General features: G+C 74.0%; 14 protein-coding genes and 2 pseudogenes. 13 read left to right on the top strand and 3 right to left on the bottom strand.

Annotated elements, in window-relative coordinates; translation table 11 throughout:
• Positions 1-203: 203 nt before the first annotated feature.
• The 7 genes and pseudogenes from mbhE to leuS all read left to right on the top strand — a co-directional run bounded on the left by mbhE (position 204) and on the right by leuS (position 9111).
• Complete coding sequence (gene mbhE / locus GA0070616_RS04485) at positions 204-2951, top strand: hydrogen gas-evolving membrane-bound hydrogenase subunit E (protein ID WP_091076698.1); 2748 nt, start codon at positions 204-206, stop codon at positions 2949-2951.
• Positions 2948-3217: pseudogene (locus GA0070616_RS04480) on the top strand (sodium:proton antiporter); the annotation flags it as partial. The gene mbhE and the pseudogene GA0070616_RS04480, both read left to right, overlap by 4 nt.
• 254 nt (positions 3218-3471) lie before the next feature.
• Positions 3472-4938: a monovalent cation/H+ antiporter subunit D family protein gene (locus GA0070616_RS04475; RefSeq protein WP_425412926.1), complete on the top strand. Its 1467-nt coding sequence runs from the start codon at positions 3472-3474 to the stop codon at positions 4936-4938.
• Positions 4935-5345 carry a Na+/H+ antiporter subunit E gene (locus tag GA0070616_RS04470; RefSeq protein WP_091076695.1) on the top strand — a complete coding sequence of 137 codons (411 nt, stop codon included), beginning with the start codon at positions 4935-4937 and terminating at the stop codon, positions 5343-5345. The genes GA0070616_RS04475 and GA0070616_RS04470 overlap by 4 nt, the downstream gene beginning before the upstream one ends.
• Positions 5342-5602, top strand: a complete 261-nt coding sequence (locus GA0070616_RS04465; RefSeq protein ID WP_091076691.1) for an MrpF/PhaF family protein — start codon at positions 5342-5344, stop codon at positions 5600-5602. Before GA0070616_RS04470 ends, GA0070616_RS04465 begins: the two co-directional genes overlap by 4 nt.
• Positions 5599-5982 (top strand): monovalent cation/H(+) antiporter subunit G, encoded by a 384-nt coding sequence (gene mnhG / locus GA0070616_RS04460; protein WP_091076687.1) that lies wholly within the window; start codon positions 5599-5601, stop codon positions 5980-5982. Before GA0070616_RS04465 ends, mnhG begins: the two co-directional genes overlap by 4 nt.
• Before the next feature lie 300 nt (positions 5983-6282).
• Complete coding sequence (leuS, locus tag GA0070616_RS04455; RefSeq protein WP_091076683.1) at positions 6283-9111, top strand: leucine--tRNA ligase; 2829 nt, start codon at positions 6283-6285, stop codon at positions 9109-9111.
• 31 nt (positions 9112-9142) lie between these two features.
• Here leuS and GA0070616_RS04450 read toward each other — a convergent pair whose 3' ends face one another.
• The 3 genes from GA0070616_RS04450 to GA0070616_RS04440 are packed head-to-tail and all read right to left on the bottom strand — an operon-like array spanning position 9143 to position 11779.
• Positions 9143-9823, bottom strand: coding sequence for a TVP38/TMEM64 family protein (locus GA0070616_RS04450; protein WP_091076679.1), 681 nt, complete (start codon positions 9821-9823; stop codon positions 9143-9145).
• Positions 9820-10542 carry a type 1 glutamine amidotransferase gene (locus tag GA0070616_RS04445; RefSeq protein WP_091076675.1) on the bottom strand — a complete coding sequence of 241 codons (723 nt, stop codon included), beginning with the start codon at positions 10540-10542 and terminating at the stop codon, positions 9820-9822. The genes GA0070616_RS04450 and GA0070616_RS04445 overlap by 4 nt, the downstream gene beginning before the upstream one ends.
• Positions 10532-11779, bottom strand: coding sequence for a MurT ligase domain-containing protein (locus tag GA0070616_RS04440; RefSeq protein WP_091089861.1), 1248 nt, complete (start codon positions 11777-11779; stop codon positions 10532-10534). Before GA0070616_RS04440 ends, GA0070616_RS04445 begins: the two co-directional genes overlap by 11 nt.
• Before the next feature lie 610 nt (positions 11780-12389).
• Here GA0070616_RS04440 and mraZ point away from each other — a divergent pair.
• The 6 genes and pseudogenes from mraZ to GA0070616_RS04410 form a co-directional block, all read left to right on the top strand.
• Positions 12390-12821, top strand: a complete 432-nt coding sequence (mraZ, locus tag GA0070616_RS04435) for a division/cell wall cluster transcriptional repressor MraZ (RefSeq protein ID WP_091089857.1) — start codon at positions 12390-12392, stop codon at positions 12819-12821.
• 211 nt (positions 12822-13032) lie between these two features.
• On the top strand, positions 13033-14160 hold the full coding sequence (gene rsmH / locus GA0070616_RS04430; protein WP_091089854.1) for a 16S rRNA (cytosine(1402)-N(4))-methyltransferase RsmH: 1128 nt from the start codon (positions 13033-13035) through the stop codon (positions 14158-14160).
• A complete protein-coding gene (ftsL, locus tag GA0070616_RS04425; protein WP_091076671.1) occupies positions 14141-14746 on the top strand; it encodes a cell division protein FtsL in 606 nt (201 codons plus the stop codon). Before rsmH ends, ftsL begins: the two co-directional genes overlap by 20 nt.
• A gap of 3 nt (positions 14747-14749) precedes the next feature.
• Positions 14750-16966, top strand: a complete 2217-nt coding sequence (locus GA0070616_RS04420) for a peptidoglycan D,D-transpeptidase FtsI family protein (protein WP_091076667.1) — start codon at positions 14750-14752, stop codon at positions 16964-16966.
• A gap of 52 nt (positions 16967-17018) precedes the next feature.
• Positions 17019-18578: a UDP-N-acetylmuramoyl-L-alanyl-D-glutamate--2,6-diaminopimelate ligase gene (locus GA0070616_RS04415; RefSeq protein WP_175439980.1), complete on the top strand. Its 1560-nt coding sequence runs from the start codon at positions 17019-17021 to the stop codon at positions 18576-18578.
• Positions 18575-19978 (top strand): annotated as a pseudogene (locus GA0070616_RS04410) (UDP-N-acetylmuramoyl-tripeptide--D-alanyl-D-alanine ligase); the annotation flags it as partial. The gene GA0070616_RS04415 and the pseudogene GA0070616_RS04410, both read left to right, overlap by 4 nt.
• Between the last annotated feature and the right edge of the window lie 120 nt (positions 19979-20098).

The raw sequence follows: 20098 nt of genomic DNA, 5'->3' as shown, positions 1-20098 counted from the left end.
GCTGCTCGCCCACTGCGGCCGCAACCGTCGCGGCCCGGCCCGCGACGCGTGCCGGACCGTGCTTCCCCGCGTCGCGCCCAGGTCCGTGCTTCCCCGCGTCGCGCCCAGGCCCGTGCTTCCCCGCGTCGCGCCCAGGTCAGTTGTTCCTCGCACCGTGCGCCGGACCATCCCGGCTCGCGCCGACCGGAACCCGGGCGCCGGCCGTGATCCTCGCCGTCGTGCTCGGCTGGCAGACCGCCCTGGCCGTCATCTCCCCGCTGCTCACCCGGTGGCTCGGCCGGAACGCGGGCTACGTGTTGGCCGTCGGCTACCTGATCGCCGCGGGGCTGCTGCTCACCCGGCTACCGGTGATCCTCGACGACCGGGCCGTGGCGGTCTCCTGGCGGTGGCTGCCCTCGCTGGAGGTCAGCGCCGCGCTGCGGATGGACGCCCTCAGCATGGTCTTCGCCCTGCTCGCGCTCGGTGTCGGGGCGTTCATCATGGCCTACTGCCCGCGCTATCTCAGCGCCGACGTCCGGCACGGCGGGTTGTACGCCACGATGACCCTCTTCGCCACCTCGATGCTGGGCGTGGTGCTCGCCAACGAACTGGTCGTGCTGCTCGTCTTCTGGGAGACGACCTCGATCCTGTCGTTCGTGCTGATCGGGCTGGGCGGCCGGCCCGACGCCACCGGCCCCGCCGTCCGGGCCCTGCTCGTCACCGTCGCCGGTGGGCTCGCCCTGCTGGCCGGTGTCGTGGTGCTGACGGTGCACCTCGGCACCAGCGACCTCGACGCCATCCTGGCCGACCCGCAACGGCTGACCGGCGGGCCCGCCCTGGCAGCCGGCGCCCTGATCGTCGTCGCGGCGTTCACCAAGTCGGCCCAGGTGCCGTTCCACTTCTGGCTGCCCGGCGCGATGGTGGCCATCACCCCGGTCAGCGCCTACCTGCACGCCGCGACGATGGTCAAGGCCGGCATCTACCTGCTGATGCGGTTCTCGGCGATGTTCGGTGGCCGATGGCCCTGGGACGTGACCCTGATCGTGGTCGGGCTGCTCACCGCCGTCGTCGGTGCACTGATCGCGTTGCGCCAGTACGACCTCAAGGCGCTGCTGGCGTACTCGACTATCAGTCAGCTCGGCCTGCTGGTCGGGGTGGTCGGCGTGGGCACCCCGGCCTCCGACGCGGCGGCGATCCTCTACACCGTCGCCCACGCGCTGTTCAAGGCGACCCTGTTCATGCTGGTGGGGATCATCGACCGCCAGGCCGGCAGCCGGGATCTGCGAAGACTGTCCGGCCTGCGCCAGGTCATGCCGGTGACGGTCGGGCTCACCGCGTTGGCCGCGATGTCCATGGCCGGGCTGCCACCCACGATCGGATTCGTCGGCAAGGAGGCGATCTTCGAGTCGCTGTCCGGCGCGCAGGGTGCCCCCCTGCTGGGCTGGTCCGCAGCCGCTCTCGGCGTCCTCGCCTCGGTGCTCACCTTCGCGTACGCCGCCCGCCTCGTCCACGGGATCTACGCCGGCGCGGTCCAGCAGCGGCAGTTGCGGGAGCCGTCCTGGTCGTTCCTCGCCCCGGCGGCCGTGGCGGCGGTGATCGCGACGGTGCTGGGGCCGACCGTGGGCGTGCTCAGCCCGCTGGTGCAGCGGGCCGCCGACGACGCCCGCCCGCAGGGCGTTCCGCCGTACCTCGCGTTCTGGCACGGCTTCACCCCGGCACTCGGGCTCTCCGCGCTCACCGTGCTGCTCGGCGTACTGCTGTTCGCGTTCCGCGCCCGGACCGACCGGATCGTGCGGGCCGTGCCGACCACCCGGCCCTTCGCCGAATCGTGGGAGCGTGCCAGAGCGGGGCTGCTGCGCCTCGGCGCCCTGGTGGCCCGGCCGGCCCACCCGCCGGAGCCGGCCCCGTACCTGGCCCGGCCGGTGCTGGCCCTGGTCGTGCTCGCGGCGGTCGCGGTGGGGACCAGCGGCCGGCTGCCGGCCCCGGCCGGCGACCCCGACCGGTGGGGCGACTGGCTGCTGCTGGCCCTGCTCGTCGGCATCCTGGGCGCCCTGGTGCTGACCCGCTCGGCACTGGCCGCGATCGGGCTGACCGGGGTCGTCGGGCTGCTGCTGTCGGCGTGGTTCCTGACGGCCGGGGCACCGGACGTCGCACTGACCCTGATGCTGGTGGAGGTGCTGACCGTCGTCGTGGTCATGCTCGTGCTGCGGCAGCAGCCGGCCCGGCTGGCCTCCGTCGGCCGGCCGGTCGGGGTGGCCGCCAGCGCACTGCTCGCGGTGGCGGCGGGCGTCGCCGCCACCGCGGTCACCGCCGCCTCGGCCGGGCGCCGCGAGCTGTCGGCGGCGGGCCGCTGGTATCTCGACCGGGCCGAGGAGTTGACCGGCGGCGCGAACACCGTCAACACCATCCTGGTGGACTTCCGTGCCCTGGACACCCTCGGCGAGGCGGTGGTGCTCGCGGCGGTGGCACTGGGACTGGTCCGCCTCGGCCGGGACGTCGCCCGTCCGGCCGGGCCGGGCGGGGTGGAGGCCATCGGCGGGGACGTGGTGCTGACCCTGGCCCACCGGGTGCTCGCGCCGGTCATGCTGGCCGCCTCGGTGGTGCTGTTCCTGCGGGGACACGAGCAGACCGGTGGCGGTTTCATCGGCGCACTGCTCGCCGGCACCGCCGTGGGGCTGGGTCAGCTCGCCCACCCCGGCGGGACACCGCTGCTGGGCCGGCTGCGGGCGGTGCCGCTGCTGGCCGTCGGACTGCTGGTGGCCGTCGGCGTCGGAGTCGCGCCGGCCGTGGCCGGCCGGCCCCTGCTCACCCCCGTCACGGTCAGCCTGCCGGCCCCGGTTCCGTCGGTGTCCTCCTCGCTGCTGTTCGACCTGGGTGTCTACCTGATGGTGCTGGCCCTGGTGGTGGCGGCGGTCCGGCGCCTGGCCGGTACGCCGGGCGGGCGGCTGCCGGATCCGGAGGTCGTACGATGAGCGCCGCCCTGGTCACGGGCGTCCTCGTGGCCGCCGGTGTCTTCCTGCTGCTGCGGCCCGGGCAGTTGCGGGTGGTGCTCGGCTTCGTCCTGCTCGGGCACGCCGTCAACGTGCTGCTGCTGGCGGCGGGCGGACTCCAGCGGCGGACGTCCGCGCTGGAGGGGCCGGCGCCGGACGCGGCGGATCCACTGCCGCAGGCGTTCGTGCTGACCGCGATCGTGATCACCTTCGGGATCACCGTGCACCTGCTCGGGCTCCTCCGCCGTGATCCAGCGGCCCCCGGGCCGCACGCCGACGGTCCCGGAGGACCGGGGCCGAGCGCCGGCCGCCCGCGAGGACCGGGACCCGACGCCGACAGTCCCCGGGGGCCGGGGTCCGACGCCGACAGTCCCCGGGGGCCGGGGACCGGGGCGCCCCCTGCCGCGGACGGTGCCCCCCGGACCGCCGCTGGTGGTGGCCCCGAACCGGGCCCCGCGTCTCGTCACGACGGGACCGACGCGGGAACCGGCGGAGGTCGACCGTGATCGCGTTGGTCCTGCTGCTGCCGGTGGCCGGGCCACTGCTGGCCGCCGGCGTCCTGCTCGCGGCGCCGCGTCGGCCGGTGCTGCACCGGGTGGCCGCCTCCACCGTGACGATCGCGGTGCTGGTCACGGGTGGGGTGCTCCTGGCGGCCACCCGTGGCGGTGCCGTGCCGGTGCTCCGGGCCGGCGGGTGGCCGCCTGTCGTCGCCATCAGCCTGGCCGCCGATCCGCTCAGCGCCCTGCTGGTCACGGTGGCCGCGCTGGTGGTGCTCGGCTGCCTCGTCTCGGCCGCCGCCACCGGGGAGGACCGCCAGCCGTACCTGCTCCCGCTGGCGCTGGTGCTCTCCGCCGGGGCGTACGGCGCGTTCCTCACCACCGACCTGTTCAACCTGTTCGTGCTGATCGAGGTCATGCTGGTGCCGTCGTACGTGCTGCTCGGCCTGGCCGGCGGGACGCGGCGCACGTCCGCCGGCCGGGTGTACGTCGCCACGAACCTGCTCGGCTCCACGATCCTGCTGGCCGGCGTGGGCCTGGTCTACGGGGTGACCGGAGTGGTCGGCCTGGGGGATCTCGCCGGTGCGGCCCGGGACGACCCGATGGTCGCGGCGGCCGGCGGTGTGGTCCTGGTGGCCCTGGCGATCAAGAGTGCGTTCGTGCCGCTGCACGACTGGCTGCCCCGCACCTATCCGGCCGCCTCGCCGGTGGTGGTGGCGCTGTTCTCCGGCCTGCTCACCAAGGTCGGCCTGTACGCGGTCATCCGGATCTTCGCGGTGGTCTACGACGGCGACCCCACCTACCACGTGCTGCTCGGCGCGGTGGCGTTGACCTCCATGGTGGTGGGTGTGCTCGGCGCGGTCGGCGAGAACTCGATGCGCCGCATCCTGTCGTTCCACATGGTCAGCCAGATCGGGTACGTGCTGCTCGGGCTCGCCCTGTTCACCGCCGCGAGCCTGGCGGCGGCCGTGTACTACCTGGCCCAGTACATCGTGGTGAAGGCCGCGCTGTTCCTGTGCGCGGCGGCGGTGCGGGCCTCCCGGGGCTCCGACCGGCTCGACGGGCCGGGTGGGCTCTACGTGGCCCGGCCCATGCTGGCCCTGGCGTTCGCCTGGGCGGCCCTGTCCCTGGCCGGTCTGCCCCCGTACAGCGGTTTCCTGGCCAAGTTCGTGCTGCTGCGGGCTGCCACCGAGGCCGGGCAGTGGCTCGCCGTGACGGTGGCGGTGCTGGTCAGCCTCATCACCCTGCTGTCCATGCTCAAGATCTGGAGCGCCTTGTTCGCCGGTGACCCGCCCGAGGCGCCGACGTCGGCGGAGTGGACCGGGCAGCGGCTGGTGGTCGCGCCGCTGGTGTTGGCCGGACTGTCGTTGGTCGCGGGGCTGGTCGCGCAGCCGCTGCTGGACGTGGCCGACGCGGCGGCGGCCGGCCTGCTCGACCCGGACGGCTACGTACGGGCGGTGACGGGACGATGAGCCCTCGGGCCGGGCTGCCCCGGCGGGTGGTGTGGCGAACCGGGCGGATCCTGCGCTTCGCCGGCTTCTTCACCGTCCGGCTGGTGCAGGCGAATCTGGTGGTGGCGCGGGAGATCCTGACCCCCGGCCACGCGCTGTGCCCGGCGATCGTGCGGGTGCCGCTGCGCGCCGGGACGGACACCGAGGTGGCGGCCATGGCCCTGGCGGTGAGCCTCACCCCCGGCACCCTGACCGTGGGGGTGCACCGGGATCCGCCTGCGTTGTCCGTGCACGGCATGCACGCCGGCGACGCGGAGACGTTCCGCCGGCAGTTGGCCGAGTTGGAGGGGTACCTGTTGGCGGCGTTGCGCCCCGTCGGCGGCGCGCACCCTATCGGCGGCGCGAACCGTAATGGAGGTGAACGATGACGATCCTGCTCGACGTGGCGCTGCTGGTGCTCGCGTCCGCCATGGTGGTGGTCGTCGGCCGACTGGTGGCCGGTCCGACCGACGCCGACCGGGCGGCGGCCCTCGACCTCGGCTTCTTCGTCTTCCTGGCGGCCGTGGCGGTGCTCGCCGTCCGGTTGGACCAGCCGAACCTGCTCGACCTCGTGCTCACCGGCACACTGGTCAGCTTCCTGGCCACGGTCGCCCTGGCCCGGCTCGTGCACCGGGAGCAGCGGTGATCCGGGTCGTGGCGGGGACGGCCCTGCTGGGGGTCGGCGTGCTGCTGGTGGCCATCAGCGCCGTGGGCCTGGTCCGGCTGCCGGACGTCTACAACAGGATGAACGCCGTGGCGAAGGCGGCGAGCCTGGGCCTGGTCTGCGTGCTGCTCGGGGTGCTGCTGCTGATGCCGGGGGTACGCACCGCCGTGGTGGTGCTGGTGGCCGTCGGGCTGCAACTGTTCACCGCCCCGGTCGGCGGCTACGCCCTGGCCCGGGCGGCGTACCGGGCGGGTGCCCCGCTGGCGGCCGGCACCCTGTTCCACGACCACGACCACGACCACGACGGGCCGCCGGTCGCCGGGGGAGGGGACCGGCCGGGCCGCCCCGACCGTCCCACCTGACGGTGGCGACATCCGCAAGCCGCCGGCACGGTACACTGCCGTGCATGGCCGGAGTCTTCCTGCTTCTTACCGGGCCGTGCTGATGCGCTGAGCGCGACAGCACGGCGGCCCCTCATGCGTGAGGGGCTTTTTCGTGCCCGCGGGTGGTCGTCCGCCCCGCCGGGCGGTGAGCACGGGACCAGCCAGCGAGAGACTCCGCCGAGCCACGCGAGGAGAGGCCATGAGCGAGCAGAGCGAGCGAATCATCAGGATCAGTGCGGTGGTGCCTCATGTCGGCGCGGAGCGCAGCGGAGCGCCGGCATGAGCGAGCAGAGCGAGATTCCCCCGTACCGCTACACGGCGGCGATGGCCGACGAGATCGAACGCCGCTGGCAGGACACCTGGGAACGCGAGGGCACCTTCCACGCCCCGAACCCGACCGGCCCGCTGGCCGACCCCGGTCACCCGCGCGCCGGCGCGGAGAAGCTGTACGTGCTGGACATGTTCCCCTATCCGTCGGGCGCCGGCCTGCACGTCGGGCACCCGCTGGGCTACATCGGCACCGACTGCTTCGCCCGCTACCAGCGGATGGCGGGCCGCAACGTGCTGCACGCGATGGGCTTCGACGCGTTCGGCCTGCCCGCCGAGCAGTACGCGGTGCAGACCGGCACCCACCCGCGCACCACCACCGAGGCGAACATCGGCCGGTACCGGGAGCAGCTGCGCCGGCTGGGCCTGGCCCACGACGAGCGCCGTTCGGTGGCCACCATCGACACCGACTTCTACCGCTGGACCCAGTGGGTCTTCCTGCAGGTGTTCAACTCGTGGTACGACCCGGACGCGAAGCGGGCCCGGCCGATCGCCGAGCTGATCGCCGAGTTCGAGGGCGGGAACCGGCCCACCCCCGACGGCCGCCCCTGGGCCGCGCTGACCGTCGCCGAGCGCCGGGCGGTCGTCGACGACCACCGGCTGGCGTACGTCTCGCAGGCCCCGGTGAACTGGTGCCCGGGGCTGGGCACCGTGCTGGCCAACGAGGAGGTCACCGCCGACGGCCGTTCGGAGCGGGGCAACTTCCCCGTCTTCAAGCGGAACCTGAAGCAGTGGATGATGCGGATCACCGCGTACGCGGACCGGCTGCTGGACGACCTGGACACCCTGGACTGGCCGGAACCGATCAAGCTGATGCAGCGCAACTGGATCGGCCGTTCGCAGGGCGCGCACATCGACTTCGCGACGAGCGTCGCCCCCGTCCGGGTGTTCACCACCCGCCCCGACACGATCTTCGGCGCCACCTACATGGTGCTGGCTCCCGAACACGAGCTGGTCGACGCGCTGGTGCCGGCGGCCTGGCCGGACGGTACGCGGGACGCCTGGACCGGCGGGCACGCCAGCCCGCGGGCGGCGGTGGAGGCGTACCGCAAGGCGGCGGCGGCCAAGACCGACGTCGAGCGGCAGGCCGACACGAAGGACAAGACCGGCGTCTTCATCGGCGCGTACGCCGTCAACCCGGTCACCGACACCGAGATCCCGATCTTCATCGCCGACTACGTGCTGGCCGGCTACGGCACCGGCGCGATCATGGCGGTGCCGGCACAGGACGAGCGGGACTGGGCCTTCGCCGAGGTGTTCGACCTGCCCATCGTGCGCACGGTGCAGCCGCCGGAGGGCTTCGCCGGCAAGGCGTACACCGGTGACGGCCCGGCGGTCAACAGCGCCGCACCCGAGCGCGGCCTGAACCTGGACGGCCTGGAGGTGGCCGACGCGAAGGCCCGCATCATCGGGTGGCTGGAGGCCGAGGGACACGGCAGCGGGGCGGTCACCTACCGGCTGCGGGACTGGCTGTTCTCCCGGCAGCGCTACTGGGGCGAGCCGTTCCCCATCGTGTACGACGAGACCGGAGCGGCGATCGCGCTGCCCGAGTCGATGCTGCCCGTCGAGCTGCCCGAGGTGGCCGACTTCTCGCCGAAGACGTTCGAACCGGACGACGCCGACAGCAACCCGGAGACCCCGCTGTCGCGCCGCCGCGACTGGGTCGAGGTGGAGCTGGACCTGGGCGACGGGCCGAAGCGCTACACCCGCGAGACCAACGTGATGCCGCAGTGGGCCGGTTCGTGCTGGTACGAGCTGCGCTACCTGGACCCGACCAACCCGGACCGGTTCGTCGACGCCGAGAACGAGGCGTACTGGATGGGGCCGCGCGGCGAGGGCGACTGCGGCGGGACCGACCTGTACGTCGGCGGCGCCGAACACGCCGTGCTGCACCTGCTGTACGCCCGGTTCTGGCACAAGGTCCTGTACGACCTGGGCCACGTCTCGTCGTTCGAGCCGTTCCGCAAGCTGTTCAACCAGGGCTACATCCAGGCGTACGCCTACACCGACGAACGCGGCGCGTACGTGCCCGCCGAGGAGGTCGTCGAGCGTGACGGCGGCTACTACCTGGGCGACACGCAGGTCAGCCGCGAGTACGGCAAGATGGGCAAGTCGCTGAAGAACGTCGTCACCCCCGACGAGATGTGCGCCGCGTACGGCGCCGACACCTTCCGGGTGTACGAGATGTCGATGGGCCCGCTGGAGGTGTCCCGCCCCTGGGAGACCCGGGCGGTCGTCGGCTCGTACCGGTTCCTGCAACGGGTGTGGCGGGCGATCGTCGACGAGTCGACCGGCGCGCCGCGGGTCACCGACGCGCCGGCCGACGAGGCCACCCGGCGGCTGCTGCACAAGGTCGTCGACGGGGTCCGCGCCGACATGGAGGCGATCCGGTTCAACACCGCGATCGCCAAGCTGATCGAGCTGACCAACGGGCTGACCCGGCTGTCGCAGACCCCGCGCGAGGTGGCCGAACCGCTGGTGCTGATGCTGGCGCCGTTCGCCCCGCACGTCGCCGAGGAACTGTGGCACCGGCTGGGGCACGACACCTCGCTGACGTACGTGGACTTCCCGACCGCCGACCCGGCGCTGCTGGTGGCCGAGTCGGTGACGTACCCGGTGCAGGTCAACGGCAAGGTCCGGGGTCGGGTCGAGATGCCCGCCGACGCCGCCGAGGCCGACGTCCGCGCGGCGGCCCTGGAGGCGGTCGCCGCCGTCCTGGCCGGCCGGGAACCCCGCAAGGTGATCGTGGTCCCGGGCCGGATGGTCTCGGTCGTCGCCTGACCGCCGGGTCGAAGACGAAGGACGGTACGCGTCAGGTGGGGGTGGGGCGGCGGCGCTCGGCGCGCCACCAGCGGTGGACGAGCACGGCGCTGGCGATCACGCCGAGGCCGGCGGGGGCGGCGGCGAACCAGTTGACGTCACCCGACGTGGTGACCGCCGCCCCCACCGCCGCGTACCCGAAGGCGGTGGGGGCGGAGGCGATCACGCTGCCGGCGAGGAACGGCAGCAGCCGCGCCCCGGTGGTGCCGTAGCCGTAGCTGACCATGCCGAAACCGGAGATCGGCAGCAGCCGCACGGTGATCACCCCGAGCACGCTCTGCCGGGCGAACCAGCCGTCCAGCCGGGCCAGCCGCCCCCGGACCCGCTCGGCCACGAACTCGCGCCCGAGCAACCGGCCCACCGCGAAGCCCAGCGCCGCCGCGAGCAGCGCGGCCCCCAGGGCGTACGCGGCCCCCTCCCACGCGCCGAAGATGGCCCCCGAGGCGAGTGTGACGAACGTGCGGGGCACCAGCGCCACCAGCAACAGCGCCCCGCCGACGATCGCGGCCATCGGGGCGTACCCGCCGAGCTGGTCGGCCCGCTCCGGCAGCTCCGACAGCTCCGGCCGGGGCGCCAGCAGCGCCACCGGGGTGAGGATCGCGAGCAGGAGCAGCAGCCCGGCGAAACGCACGGCCGACGGCTGCCGCAGCAGCCGCCGGACGGCGGGGATCATGCCCGGTCGGCGGCGGCCACCGCGGCGCGGCGCTCGGACCGGAGCCGGTCGGACCAGGTGTCGTCCAGCGGCGGAAGCTGGTGGACGCCGGTGGCCCAGCGCAGCAGCAGGTCGGCCAGGGCCGGGTTGCGGGCCAGCGCCGGCCCGTGCGAGTACGTGCCGAGCAGCTTGCCCCGCCACGCGCCCTCGGTCGCCCCGTCGTTGCCCACCCCGGCGGTGACCCGTGCCAGCGGTGCGGCACCGGGGCCGAGGTGGGTGCGGCCGCCGTGATTCTCGAAGCCGGTCAGCGGCGGCAGGCCCAGCCGCGGGTCGACGTCGCCGGCCAGCTCGCCGACCGCCCGGCTGGGCCCGCGGTCGGAGCTGATGTCGAGCAGTTCCAGCCCGGCGCACCGGGTGCCCTTGGCGAAGAAGGACACGCCGAGCAACTGGTAGCCGGCGCACACCCCGAACACCACGGAGCCCTGCGCGACGGCGCGGTGCAGGCCACCGTCGGTGATCAGCCGCTGCGCGCCCAGCGCCTGCGGGCCGTCCTCGCCCCCGCCGATCAGGTAGATGTCGGCCGACGCGGGCAGCCGCTGGTCGGAGCGGACCTCCAGCACCTCGACGGGGAAGCCGCGCTGCTGCGCCCGCCGGGCGAGGATCAGCGCGTTGCCCCGGTCGCCGTAGGTGGACAGCAGGTCGGGGTAGACCCAGACGATACGCAGGCTCTCAGTTGACACGGTCCAACTCCGCTCGGATGTCCTGGAACGCGGTGTAGTTCGCGATGACCTCCAGGCGCCCCGGAGGCACCGCCCGGACGGCTTCGTCGAACGTGCGTACGTGCTGGAACGGCACGTCGTTGACGTCGAGACGGACGGCGAGGTCGTACGCCCGGTCGCCGGTGATCAGCACGTGCCGGCCGCGCAGCGGGGCGAAGTCGACGTCGAAGAGCCAGGAGGTGTCCAGCCCGTCGGGGTCGCGGGCGTTGATGGACAGCAGTGTCGGCGCCTCGTCGGCCATGTCGAACGCCTCCAGCCAACTGGCCGGATTCTTGGCCAGCAGCAGCCGGATGTTGCGCCCGTCCCGCTCCACCTGGGCGTAGCGGCCGGCGACGGAGGTGACGTCCTTGAGCTTGAGCGAGGCGTCCACCGGGCGGACGCCGAACTCGGCGGCCACGGCCAGCGCGGTCGCCGCGTTACCCAGGTTGACCTTGCCCGGGAGCTGGAGCTTGACCCGGTGCCAGGCGCCGGTCGGGTCGACCACGCCGTCGTCCTCCACCGTCCACTGCGGCTCGGGGCGGCGCAGCGGGCACCCGGTGCACCACCACTGTCCCTCGGCGCGCTGGATCGTCGAACCGCACTCGGGGCAGACCCACGAGTCGTCGTGCCAGCGTTGACCGGCGGAGAACCACACCACCTGGGGTGGGGTGATCCGGTGGTCGTGGGCCGGTGGTGGGCTGGCCGCCCAGACCACCATCGGGTCGTCGGCGTTGGCGATGACGCGCACGTCGGGGTGGCGGACCAGGGCCGCGCGCCAGAGCTGCGCCATCATGGCGACCTCCTTGGCGCGGTCGAGCTGGTCGCGGGAGAGGTTGAGCAGCGCGACCACGTGCGGTTCGGTCGCCTCCAACACCTGCGCGAGGTAGTGCTCGTCGACCTCCAGCACGGCGTAGGGGGTGCTGCCGGCCTTGGCGAGCGCCGAGGTGTGGCCGGTGGGCATGTTGGCGCCGAAGGAGTTGGTGGCGACCCGGCCGAGCACCCCCACGGCGGCGGCGGCGAGCCGGGTGGTCGTGGTCTTGCCGTTGGTGCCGGAGATCAGCGCGATGGCCCGACCGGCAGCCAGATGGGCCAGCAGGTCCGGATCGATCTTCAGGCCGATCCAACCACCGATCACCGAGCCGTCGCCACGGCCGGCGGCCCGCGACAGCGCCGCCGCGGTCCGCGACACGGAGCTGGCCACCTTCGCCCGCAGGGGCATCTTCGCGTCCGTCACCCGAGCGAGGTTACCGGACCCCGGCACCCGCCAGACCGGGGCCGAGGGCGTTCCGTCCGCCGGGGCCGAGGGCGTTCCGTCCGCCGGGGCGGACATGGCTGTGCGGTCCGCTCGGGCGGACGTGGCTGTGCGGTCCGCCGGGGCGGACGTGGCCGTGCGGTCCGCTCGGGCCGACGTGGCTGTGCGGTCCGCCCGGGCGGACGTGGCCGGTGCGGGGGTGGGCGGGTCTTGCGGCAAGTCGGCGCATCTTCAGCTCTGGATAGCGCAGCATGCCGCATGCTGCGACGCCCCGCCGACGCGCCCGCCGACGCGCCGCCGACGGGCCCGTCCGGGCCTGCCGCACGATGACCCGGGACGGCGTGGGTCGATCGATGTCGGAAAGCGGACCCGGCGGGGGCGCCGGGGCCCTCCACTCCGCTCCACCCGTGTTGACGTGCGGTTTTGCGCGCCGAGACGGCGCGCCGTGGGGCCGAATCTGGTTGCGGGTGGAGGGAAGTGGAGTAGAGTGGGGCGCATTGGTGAGGCCGGGAGGGCCCACCGGCCCGGGGGGTCAGCGGCGCGCGAACGCCGCTACAAGGGCGAGGGGGTTGGGCCGATGTTCCTCGGCACCCACACCCCACGCCTGGACGACAAGGGCCGGTTGATCCTTCCGGCGAAGTTCCGGGACGAGTTGGCGGGGGGTGTCGTGATCACCAAAGGGCAGGAGCGCTGCCTGTACGTCTTCCCGACGCCCGAGTTCCAACGGATCGCGGAGCAGTTGCGCGCGCAGCCGATGACGCACAAGGCGGCCCGGGCCTACAGCCGGGTCTTCTTCGCCAGCGCCCACGACGAGGTGCCCGACAAGCAGGGCCGGGTGACTATCCCGGCACACCTGCGCACGTACGCGGCCCTCGAGCGGGAGCTGGTGGTCATCGGGGCGAGCACCCGGGTGGAGATCTGGGACAGGGCGGCCTGGGACAACTACCTCGCGGAGAGCGAAGACGACTTCGCCGACATCTCCGAGGGGGTGTTGCCCGGCGGTCTGTAGGGCGTGACGACGTCCGGCGTACTGCGAGATCTCCAGCCGCTTTCGAGTTCCTGGCATCCCTTCCCCGGTGCCAGGCGCACGATCCGTCACGGTGGGCCGTGGCCCGGCGGGCGGGCGGGAGCGGATGGGGATCTGGCGGTACGGCGGCACGGCGTCGTCCGACGAACAGAACGCGGAACGAGAAGAACAGGCGCAACCAGTGGGGGTCGACATGGGGGAGCTTCGCGGCACGCACGTGCCGGTGCTGCTCGAGCGGTGTCTCGAGCTGCTCGCCCCCGCGCTGGGCAGGGGTGACCGGACAGTCCACGTCGACGCGACGCTGGGGTTGGCCGGGCACGCCGAGGCGGTGCTGGAACGGCACCCGAGCACCCTGTTGATCGGCCTGGATCGGGACACCGAGGCCCTCGCGCACGCGCGGGTCCGGCTGGCCCGCTTCGCCGACCGGGTCCACCTGGAGCACGCCGTCTACGACGAGTTGCCGGATGTGCTCGCCCGGCTGGGTTACCCCGGCATCGACGGGATCCTGTTCGACCTGGGGGTCTCCTCGTTGCAGCTCGACGCGCCCGATCGCGGGTTCGCGTACGCGCAGGACGCCCCGCTGGACATGCGGATGGACCAGACCCGGGGGGTGACCGCCGAGGAGGTGGTCAACACCTACGGCCACCCGGAGCTGGCCCGGGTGCTGCGGGTGTACGGCGAGGAGAAGTTCGCCGGGCGGATCGCCTCGGCGATCATCCGGGACCGGGAACGGGTCCGGATCACCTCGTCGGCGCGACTGGCCGAGCTGGTCCGGGAGGCTATTCCGGCACCGGCCCGACGAACGGGCGGTCACCCGGCAAAGAGAACGTTTCAGGCTTTACGGATCGAGGTAAACAGGGAACTGGCGGTGCTGGAGACGGCACTGCCGGCTGCCCTCGACGCGCTCACGGTGGGCGGTCGCCTGGTGGTCCTGTCCTACCACTCGCTGGAGGACCGGCTCACCAAGCAGGCGCTCGCCGACCGGGTCCGCAGCAAGGGCCCGGTCGACCTCCCGGTCGAGCTGCCCGGCTCGGGTCCGACGTTCCGGCTGCTGAGCCGGGGCGCGGAGCTGGCCGGGGAGGCGGAGGTCGCCGCGAACCCGCGGGCCGCCTCCGTGCGGTTGCGGGCCGCGGAGCGCCTCGACCCGGAGGAACGGCAGCAGGGGCGGGCCGACCGCGAACGGTACCGCCGCAGGGCCACGACGACGCAGGAACCGGGGGCGGGATCGGCCGTGACACCCGCACGGGGGTCACGGCGGATGCCGAGGGACGGGACAGGGACGGACGAAGAGGGGGAGGGATATGGACGTCAACAAGCGTGAGCGCCGGGAGTTCGCCGGCGTGCCGCGCGCACCGCGGTCGGGGGGCCGGACCGCGGCGCAGCGGACCACGCGGGCCGGGGGCGGCACACCGCACGCGGACCGGATGAACCGGCTGGAGGAGACTCGTGCCCGGGGGGCGCACGAGTACCTCACCCAGGGCAGCGCCGCGCTGCGTCCGGTCGAGAAGGCCGGCGCCGCCGAGCAGGCGAACCCGCCGCGTCTGCGGGTCGCGCCGCCGCCGCCGGTGAAGGCACCCCGGGCACCGTTCGCGGCGCTCGTCGTGGTGCTGGTCGTCGGCGGGGTGCTGGGCATCCTCGCGGTCAACACGAAGATCAACGAGAACGCCTTCCGGTTGGAGAAGCTCCAGCAGCAGCAGGCCAGGCTCGACGTCGAGCAGCAGCAGCTGAAGAAGCAGATCGCCGAGGCGGAGGCACCGGGCAACCTGGCCGCCGAGGCCCGCAGGCTGGGCCTGGTCGAGTCCGGGGAGCCGGCGTACATCCGGCTGCCCGACGGCAAGGTCATCGGCGTGCCGCAGCCGGCCGACGGGCAGCCGTCGGTCACCAGCCAGCAGGGCGCGGAGGGGTAGGCCGTGCCACCGAGATCCGAGGAACCGCGCCGGGACGCCACAGGCTCCCGGCGCGGCTCGTCGCGTGCCACGGGCGGCCGGGCCGCGGGGGCACGCGGTGGCGAGGCGGCCGGTGGGATCTCCGGCGCCCGCGCGTACACCCCCCGGGGCCGCACGATCCGTGAGGAGAGCGCCGGCCAGGCCGGCACCGGCCGGGCCGAACAACAGGACCGTCCGGGCCGCGCCGAACAGCGACGCACCCCGCGCGGCAGCACCCGTTCCGCCGATCCGTTCCGCCCCGCCCTCCAGGTGCTCGACGGGGGCCGCGCCGCCGCCCGCTCCGGGCGGCGGGAGACCACCGCCGTCGTGCGTACGGTCACGCCGCGGGGTCCGGGTTCCACCGACGACGGGCCGCCGCCCGCGCCGCGTCGGCGTACCACCCCGGCTCCGGGCCGCCGCCCGGCCGCCGCGCGCCGCCCGTCCCGGAAACCGCCACGCCCGCCGAAGCTCGCCGATCCGGGTCGCCGGCTGCGTCTCGGCACGGCGCTCACCCTGGCCCTGTTCGCCGCCGTCGGCATCCGGCTGGTGCACCTGCAGACCGTGGAGACCCCGGCGTACGCCGACGGTGGGCTCTCCGACCGCACCCGGACGGTGCAACTGCTCGCCCCGCGCGGGGCGATCTACGACCGGGACGGCGCTCCGCTGGCACACAGCGTCGAGGCCCGCTACGTCTACGCCGACCCGACCCAGGTGGAGGACATCGCGGCCACCGCGAAGGCGCTGTCCCCGCTGCTCGGCGTGCCCGCCTCGGAGCTGGCGGAGAAGATGCAGCCACGCAAGCGGATCAACGGCGTCGACTCCCAGTTCGAGTACCTCGCACGGGGGGTGGAGATCGGTCGGGCCCGCCAGATCATGGCACTGGAGCTGCCGGGCATCAACACCCACCGCGACGAGCGGCGGGAGGTGCCCGGCGGTGACCTGGCGGCCAACCTGCTCGGCTTCACCAGCCCCGACATGGTCGGCCTGGAGGGGCTGGAGGCCCGCTACGACGACCTGCTGCACGGCGAGGACGGTCAGCGGGTGTTCGAGGTCGGCCTCGGTGATCTGGCCGCGCCGATCCCCGGCGGCTACAGCCGCACCACGCCGGCCGAGCCGGGCAGCTCGGTGCGGCTGACCATCGACCGTGACCTGCAGTTCATGGTGCAGCGCATCCTCAGCGAGCGGATGGCCGAGGTGAAGGGCAGCACCGGCGCCGCCGTGGTCATCGAGATCCCGAGCGGGGAGGTGCTGGCCCAGGCCAGCCACCCGACGTACAACGCGGCCCGGCCGGAGGCCAGCCGACCCTCCGACCGGGAGGACGCGGCCACCAGCTTCGTGGTCGATCCCGGCTCGGTGCACAAGGCGATCACCTTCGGGGCGGCGTTGCAGGAGGGCGTGATCACCCCCGACACGTCGTTCCCGGTGGCCAACGGCATCCGCAAGGGCGACACCTGGTTCTCCGACACCCACCAGGCGAACGGGCGGCGGATGAGCCTGGCGGGGATGATGGCGTACTCGTCGAACGTCGGCACCATCCAGATCGCCGACAAGCTCGGCCAGGAACGACTGATCGACTACCAGGGCCGCTTCGGGCTGGGCCGGGCGACCGGGGTGGGCATGCCGGGGGAGGCCAGCGGCCGGCTGCTGCCCGCACAGGAGTGGAGCGACTCGTCGTACGGGTCGGTGCCCATCGGGCACAGCGTCGACGCCACCCCGTTGCAGATGGCCGCGGCGTACGCCGCCATCGCCAACGACGGCACCTACGTGCAGCCGCACCTGGTCAAGGAGATCATCGAGCCGGACGGCACCCGGGTGCCCGCCGAGCCGCCGGTCACCCGTCCGGTGCTGAGCCCCGACAACGCCGCCGCGCTGCGCACCATCCTGGAGGCGGTGACCACCGTCGAGGGCGCCACCGGTCGGGCCGCGGCCGTTCCCGGCTACCGGGTCGCCGGCAAGACCGGCACCGGCTGGCGGCTGGTGAACGGGCAGAAGCAGCCGGGCGAGGTCGCGTCCTTCATCGGGATGGCACCCGCCGAGAAGCCCCGCTACGTCATCGCGGTGTTCGCGCACACCCCCGGCGGTGGCGGCGGTGACATCGCCGCGCCCGCGTTCCGGGAGATGATGCAGTTCGCGCTGCGGCACGACCGGGTGCCCCCGTCGGGTGCCGGGACGGCCCCGAAGTTCGTGGTCTATCCACGCTGACCAGTCACGGCGGGACATGATCGGTGAGTGCGGACGAACCACCGGGGCGGCTGTGCGGCCGGAACCGGACGACCGGGTAGGGTCTGACGCCGTGCCCGGCAATCCTCGTCCCCGTACCCTGACCGGAACCCCGCTCGGCGACCTCGCCGCCCGGCTCGCCGTGGCGGCCCCGTCAGGTGCGGACCCGCTGGTCACCGGTGTGACGCACGCCAGTGCGGAGGTCCACCCCGGCGACCTGTACGCGGCCCTGCCCGGTGCCCGCCGGCACGGCGCGGAGTTCGCCGCCGACGCCGCGGCGGCCGGCGCGGTCGCGCTGCTGACCGACCCGGCCGGTGCGGAACTCGCCGCCGCCGCGGGCCTGCCGGCGCTGGTCGTGCCCGACCCCCGCGCGGTGCTCGGCGTACTCGCCTCGACCGTGTACGGCGATCCGACGTCGACGCTGACCGTGGTCGGGGTGACCGGCACCGCCGGCAAGACCTCCACGGCGTACCTGGTCGAGTCGGGCCTGCGGGCCGCCGGTCACACCACCGGGCTGATCGGCACCGTGGAGACCCGCCTGGGCGACCTGGTCGTCGACAGCGTGCGGACCACCCCGGAGGCCACCGACCTGCACGCGATGCTGGCCGCCGCGCGCGAGCGCGGGGTGACCGCGCTGGTCATGGAGGTCTCCAGCCACGCGCTGGCGATGGGCCGGGTCGGCGGGGTGCGGTTCACCGTGGGCGGCTACACCAACTTCGGCTCCGACCACCTGGACTTCCACGCCGACGTCGAGGACTACTTCGCGGCCAAGGCCCGGCTGTTCGACGGTCGCTGCGACGTCGAGGTGCTCAACCACGACGACCCGGCCCTGCGGCCCCTGTACAAGGCCCGCACGGTGACCTACTCGGCGGCCGGTGACCGGTCGGCGACCTGGTGGGCCGACGGCGTCGACGGCGCGGGGTACGCGCAGCGGTTCACCCTGCACGGCCCGGACGGGCTCACCCTGCCCGCCGGGGTGGCGCTGCCCGGCCGGCACAACGTGGCGAACGCCCTGCTGGCCGTGGCGATGCTGGTCGGTGCCGGGGTGGACCCGAAGACGGCCGTCGACGGGGTGGCCGCCTGCGGCGGGGTGCCCGGCCGGCTGGAACTGGTCGACGCGCCCGGCCCGGTGCGCGGTGTCGTCGACTACGCGCACAAGACCGACGCCATCGTGGCGGCGCTGGCCGCCCTCCGGGAGTTGAGCAGCGGCCGGCTGATCTGCGTGATCGGTGCCGGTGGCGACCGGGACCGGGGCAAGCGCCCGCACATGGGTGCCGCGGCGGCGCGGGGGGCCGACCTGGTGCTGGTGACCGACGACAATCCCCGTACGGCTGATCCGGCGGTGATCCGCGCCGAGGTGCTCGCCGGCGCGTACGCCGCGGGCGCGTCGGCCCGGATCCTGGAGGTGGCCGGCCGGCGGGCGGCCATCGGCGAGGCGGTCCGGCTGGCCGAACCCGGCGACGTGGTGGCGCTGCTGGGCAAGGGACACGAGCAGGGGCAGGAGGTGGCCGGGCAGGTGCATCCGTTCGACGACCGCGTCGAACTGGCCACCGCCCTGCGGGCCCGCTTCGGCGACCCGGCGGGTCGGCAGTGATCCCGCTGCGCCTGGCCGAGGTCGCCCAGGTGGTCGACGGGCGGCTGGTCGCCGCCGACCCGCACGTGCGGGTGAGCGGCAGCGTGGAGTTCGACTCCCGCAAGGTCGCCCCGGGGTGCCTGTTCGTCGCCTTCCCCGGCGAGAAGGTCGACGGCCACGACTACGCCGCCGCGGCGGTGGCCGCCGGTGCCGTGGCGGTGCTGGGCACCCGCGAGGTGCCCGGGGTGCCCATGGTGCTGGTGGACGACGCCCTCGCGGCGATGGGCCGGCTGGCCCGGGCCGTGGTGGACCGGCTGCCCGACCTGACGGTGATCGGGCTGACCGGCTCCTCCGGAAAGACCACCACGAAGGACCTGATCGCCCAGTTGACCGCGCGGCTCGGCCCCACGGTGGCGCCGCCCGGATCGTTCAACAACGAGCTGGGGCACCCGTACACGGCGTTGCAGGCCGGGCCGGACACCCGCTACCTGGTGATGGAGAAGGGCGCGCGGGGGGTGGGGCACGTGCGTTACCTGTGCGACGTGGTGCCGCCCCGGATCTCCGTGGTGCTCAACGTCGGGGTGGCGCACATCGGCGAGTTCGGCTCCCGGGAGATGATCGCGGTGGCCAAGGGGGAACTGGTGGAGGCGCTGCCGGCCGACGGCCTGGCGGTGCTCAACGCCGACGACCCGCTGGTCGACGCGATGGCCACCCGTACGGTGGCCCGCGTCATCCGCTACGGCGAGGCCGCGCACGCCGACGTTCGCGCCGAGGACGTGACCCTCGACGAGCGGGGGCGGCCCGCGTACACGCTGGTGACGCCGGAGGGCGACGCGCCGGTGCGGTTGGGCCTGACCGGGCGGCACCAGGTGTCGAACTCGCTCGCCGCCGCGGCGGTGGCCCGGGAGCTGGGCATGCCGCTGGCCGAGCTGGCCACGGCGCTCGGCGGGCTCGGACTGGTCTCGACCCGTCGGATGGACGTCTTCGAACGCCCCGACGGGGTGACCGTGATCGACGACTCGTACAACGCCAACCCGGCCTCGATGGCGGTGGCGCTGCGTGCGCTGGCCGGGATCGGGCGGGGGCGGCGCACCGTCGCGGTGCTGGGCTACATGGCCGAGCTGGGGTCGTACGAGGCCGAGGGGCACGCCGAGGTGGGTCGGCTCGCGGCCGAACTGGGCGTGGACCGGCTGCTCGTGGTGGGCGAGCCGGCGGCCCCGATCCACGGGGGCGCGACATCGGTAGGTGACTGGGGAGGAGAGTCGGTGCTGCTCACCGATCAGGCGGCGGCCGTCGAGGTGCTGCGGGACGAGTTAGGGCCGGGCGACGTCGTCCTGGTGAAGGGCTCCCGGTACCGGACCTGGGAGGTGGCCGACGCGCTGCGCGCCGGGGCCGTCGTCGCGGGCGAGGCGGGCCCCGCAGCCGCGACCGAGGGCGGCACGGGGAGTGCGAGGAGTGAGCTTGCGAGCCCCGCAGCCGCGACCGAGGACGGCACGGGGAGTGCGAGGAGTGAGCTTGCGAGCCCCGCAGCCGCGACCGAG

Source organism: Micromonospora nigra, from assembly GCF_900091585.1.
GTDB lineage: Bacteria > Actinomycetota > Actinomycetes > Mycobacteriales > Micromonosporaceae > Micromonospora > Micromonospora nigra.
This window is presented reverse-complemented; position numbering and strand designations above follow the sequence as displayed.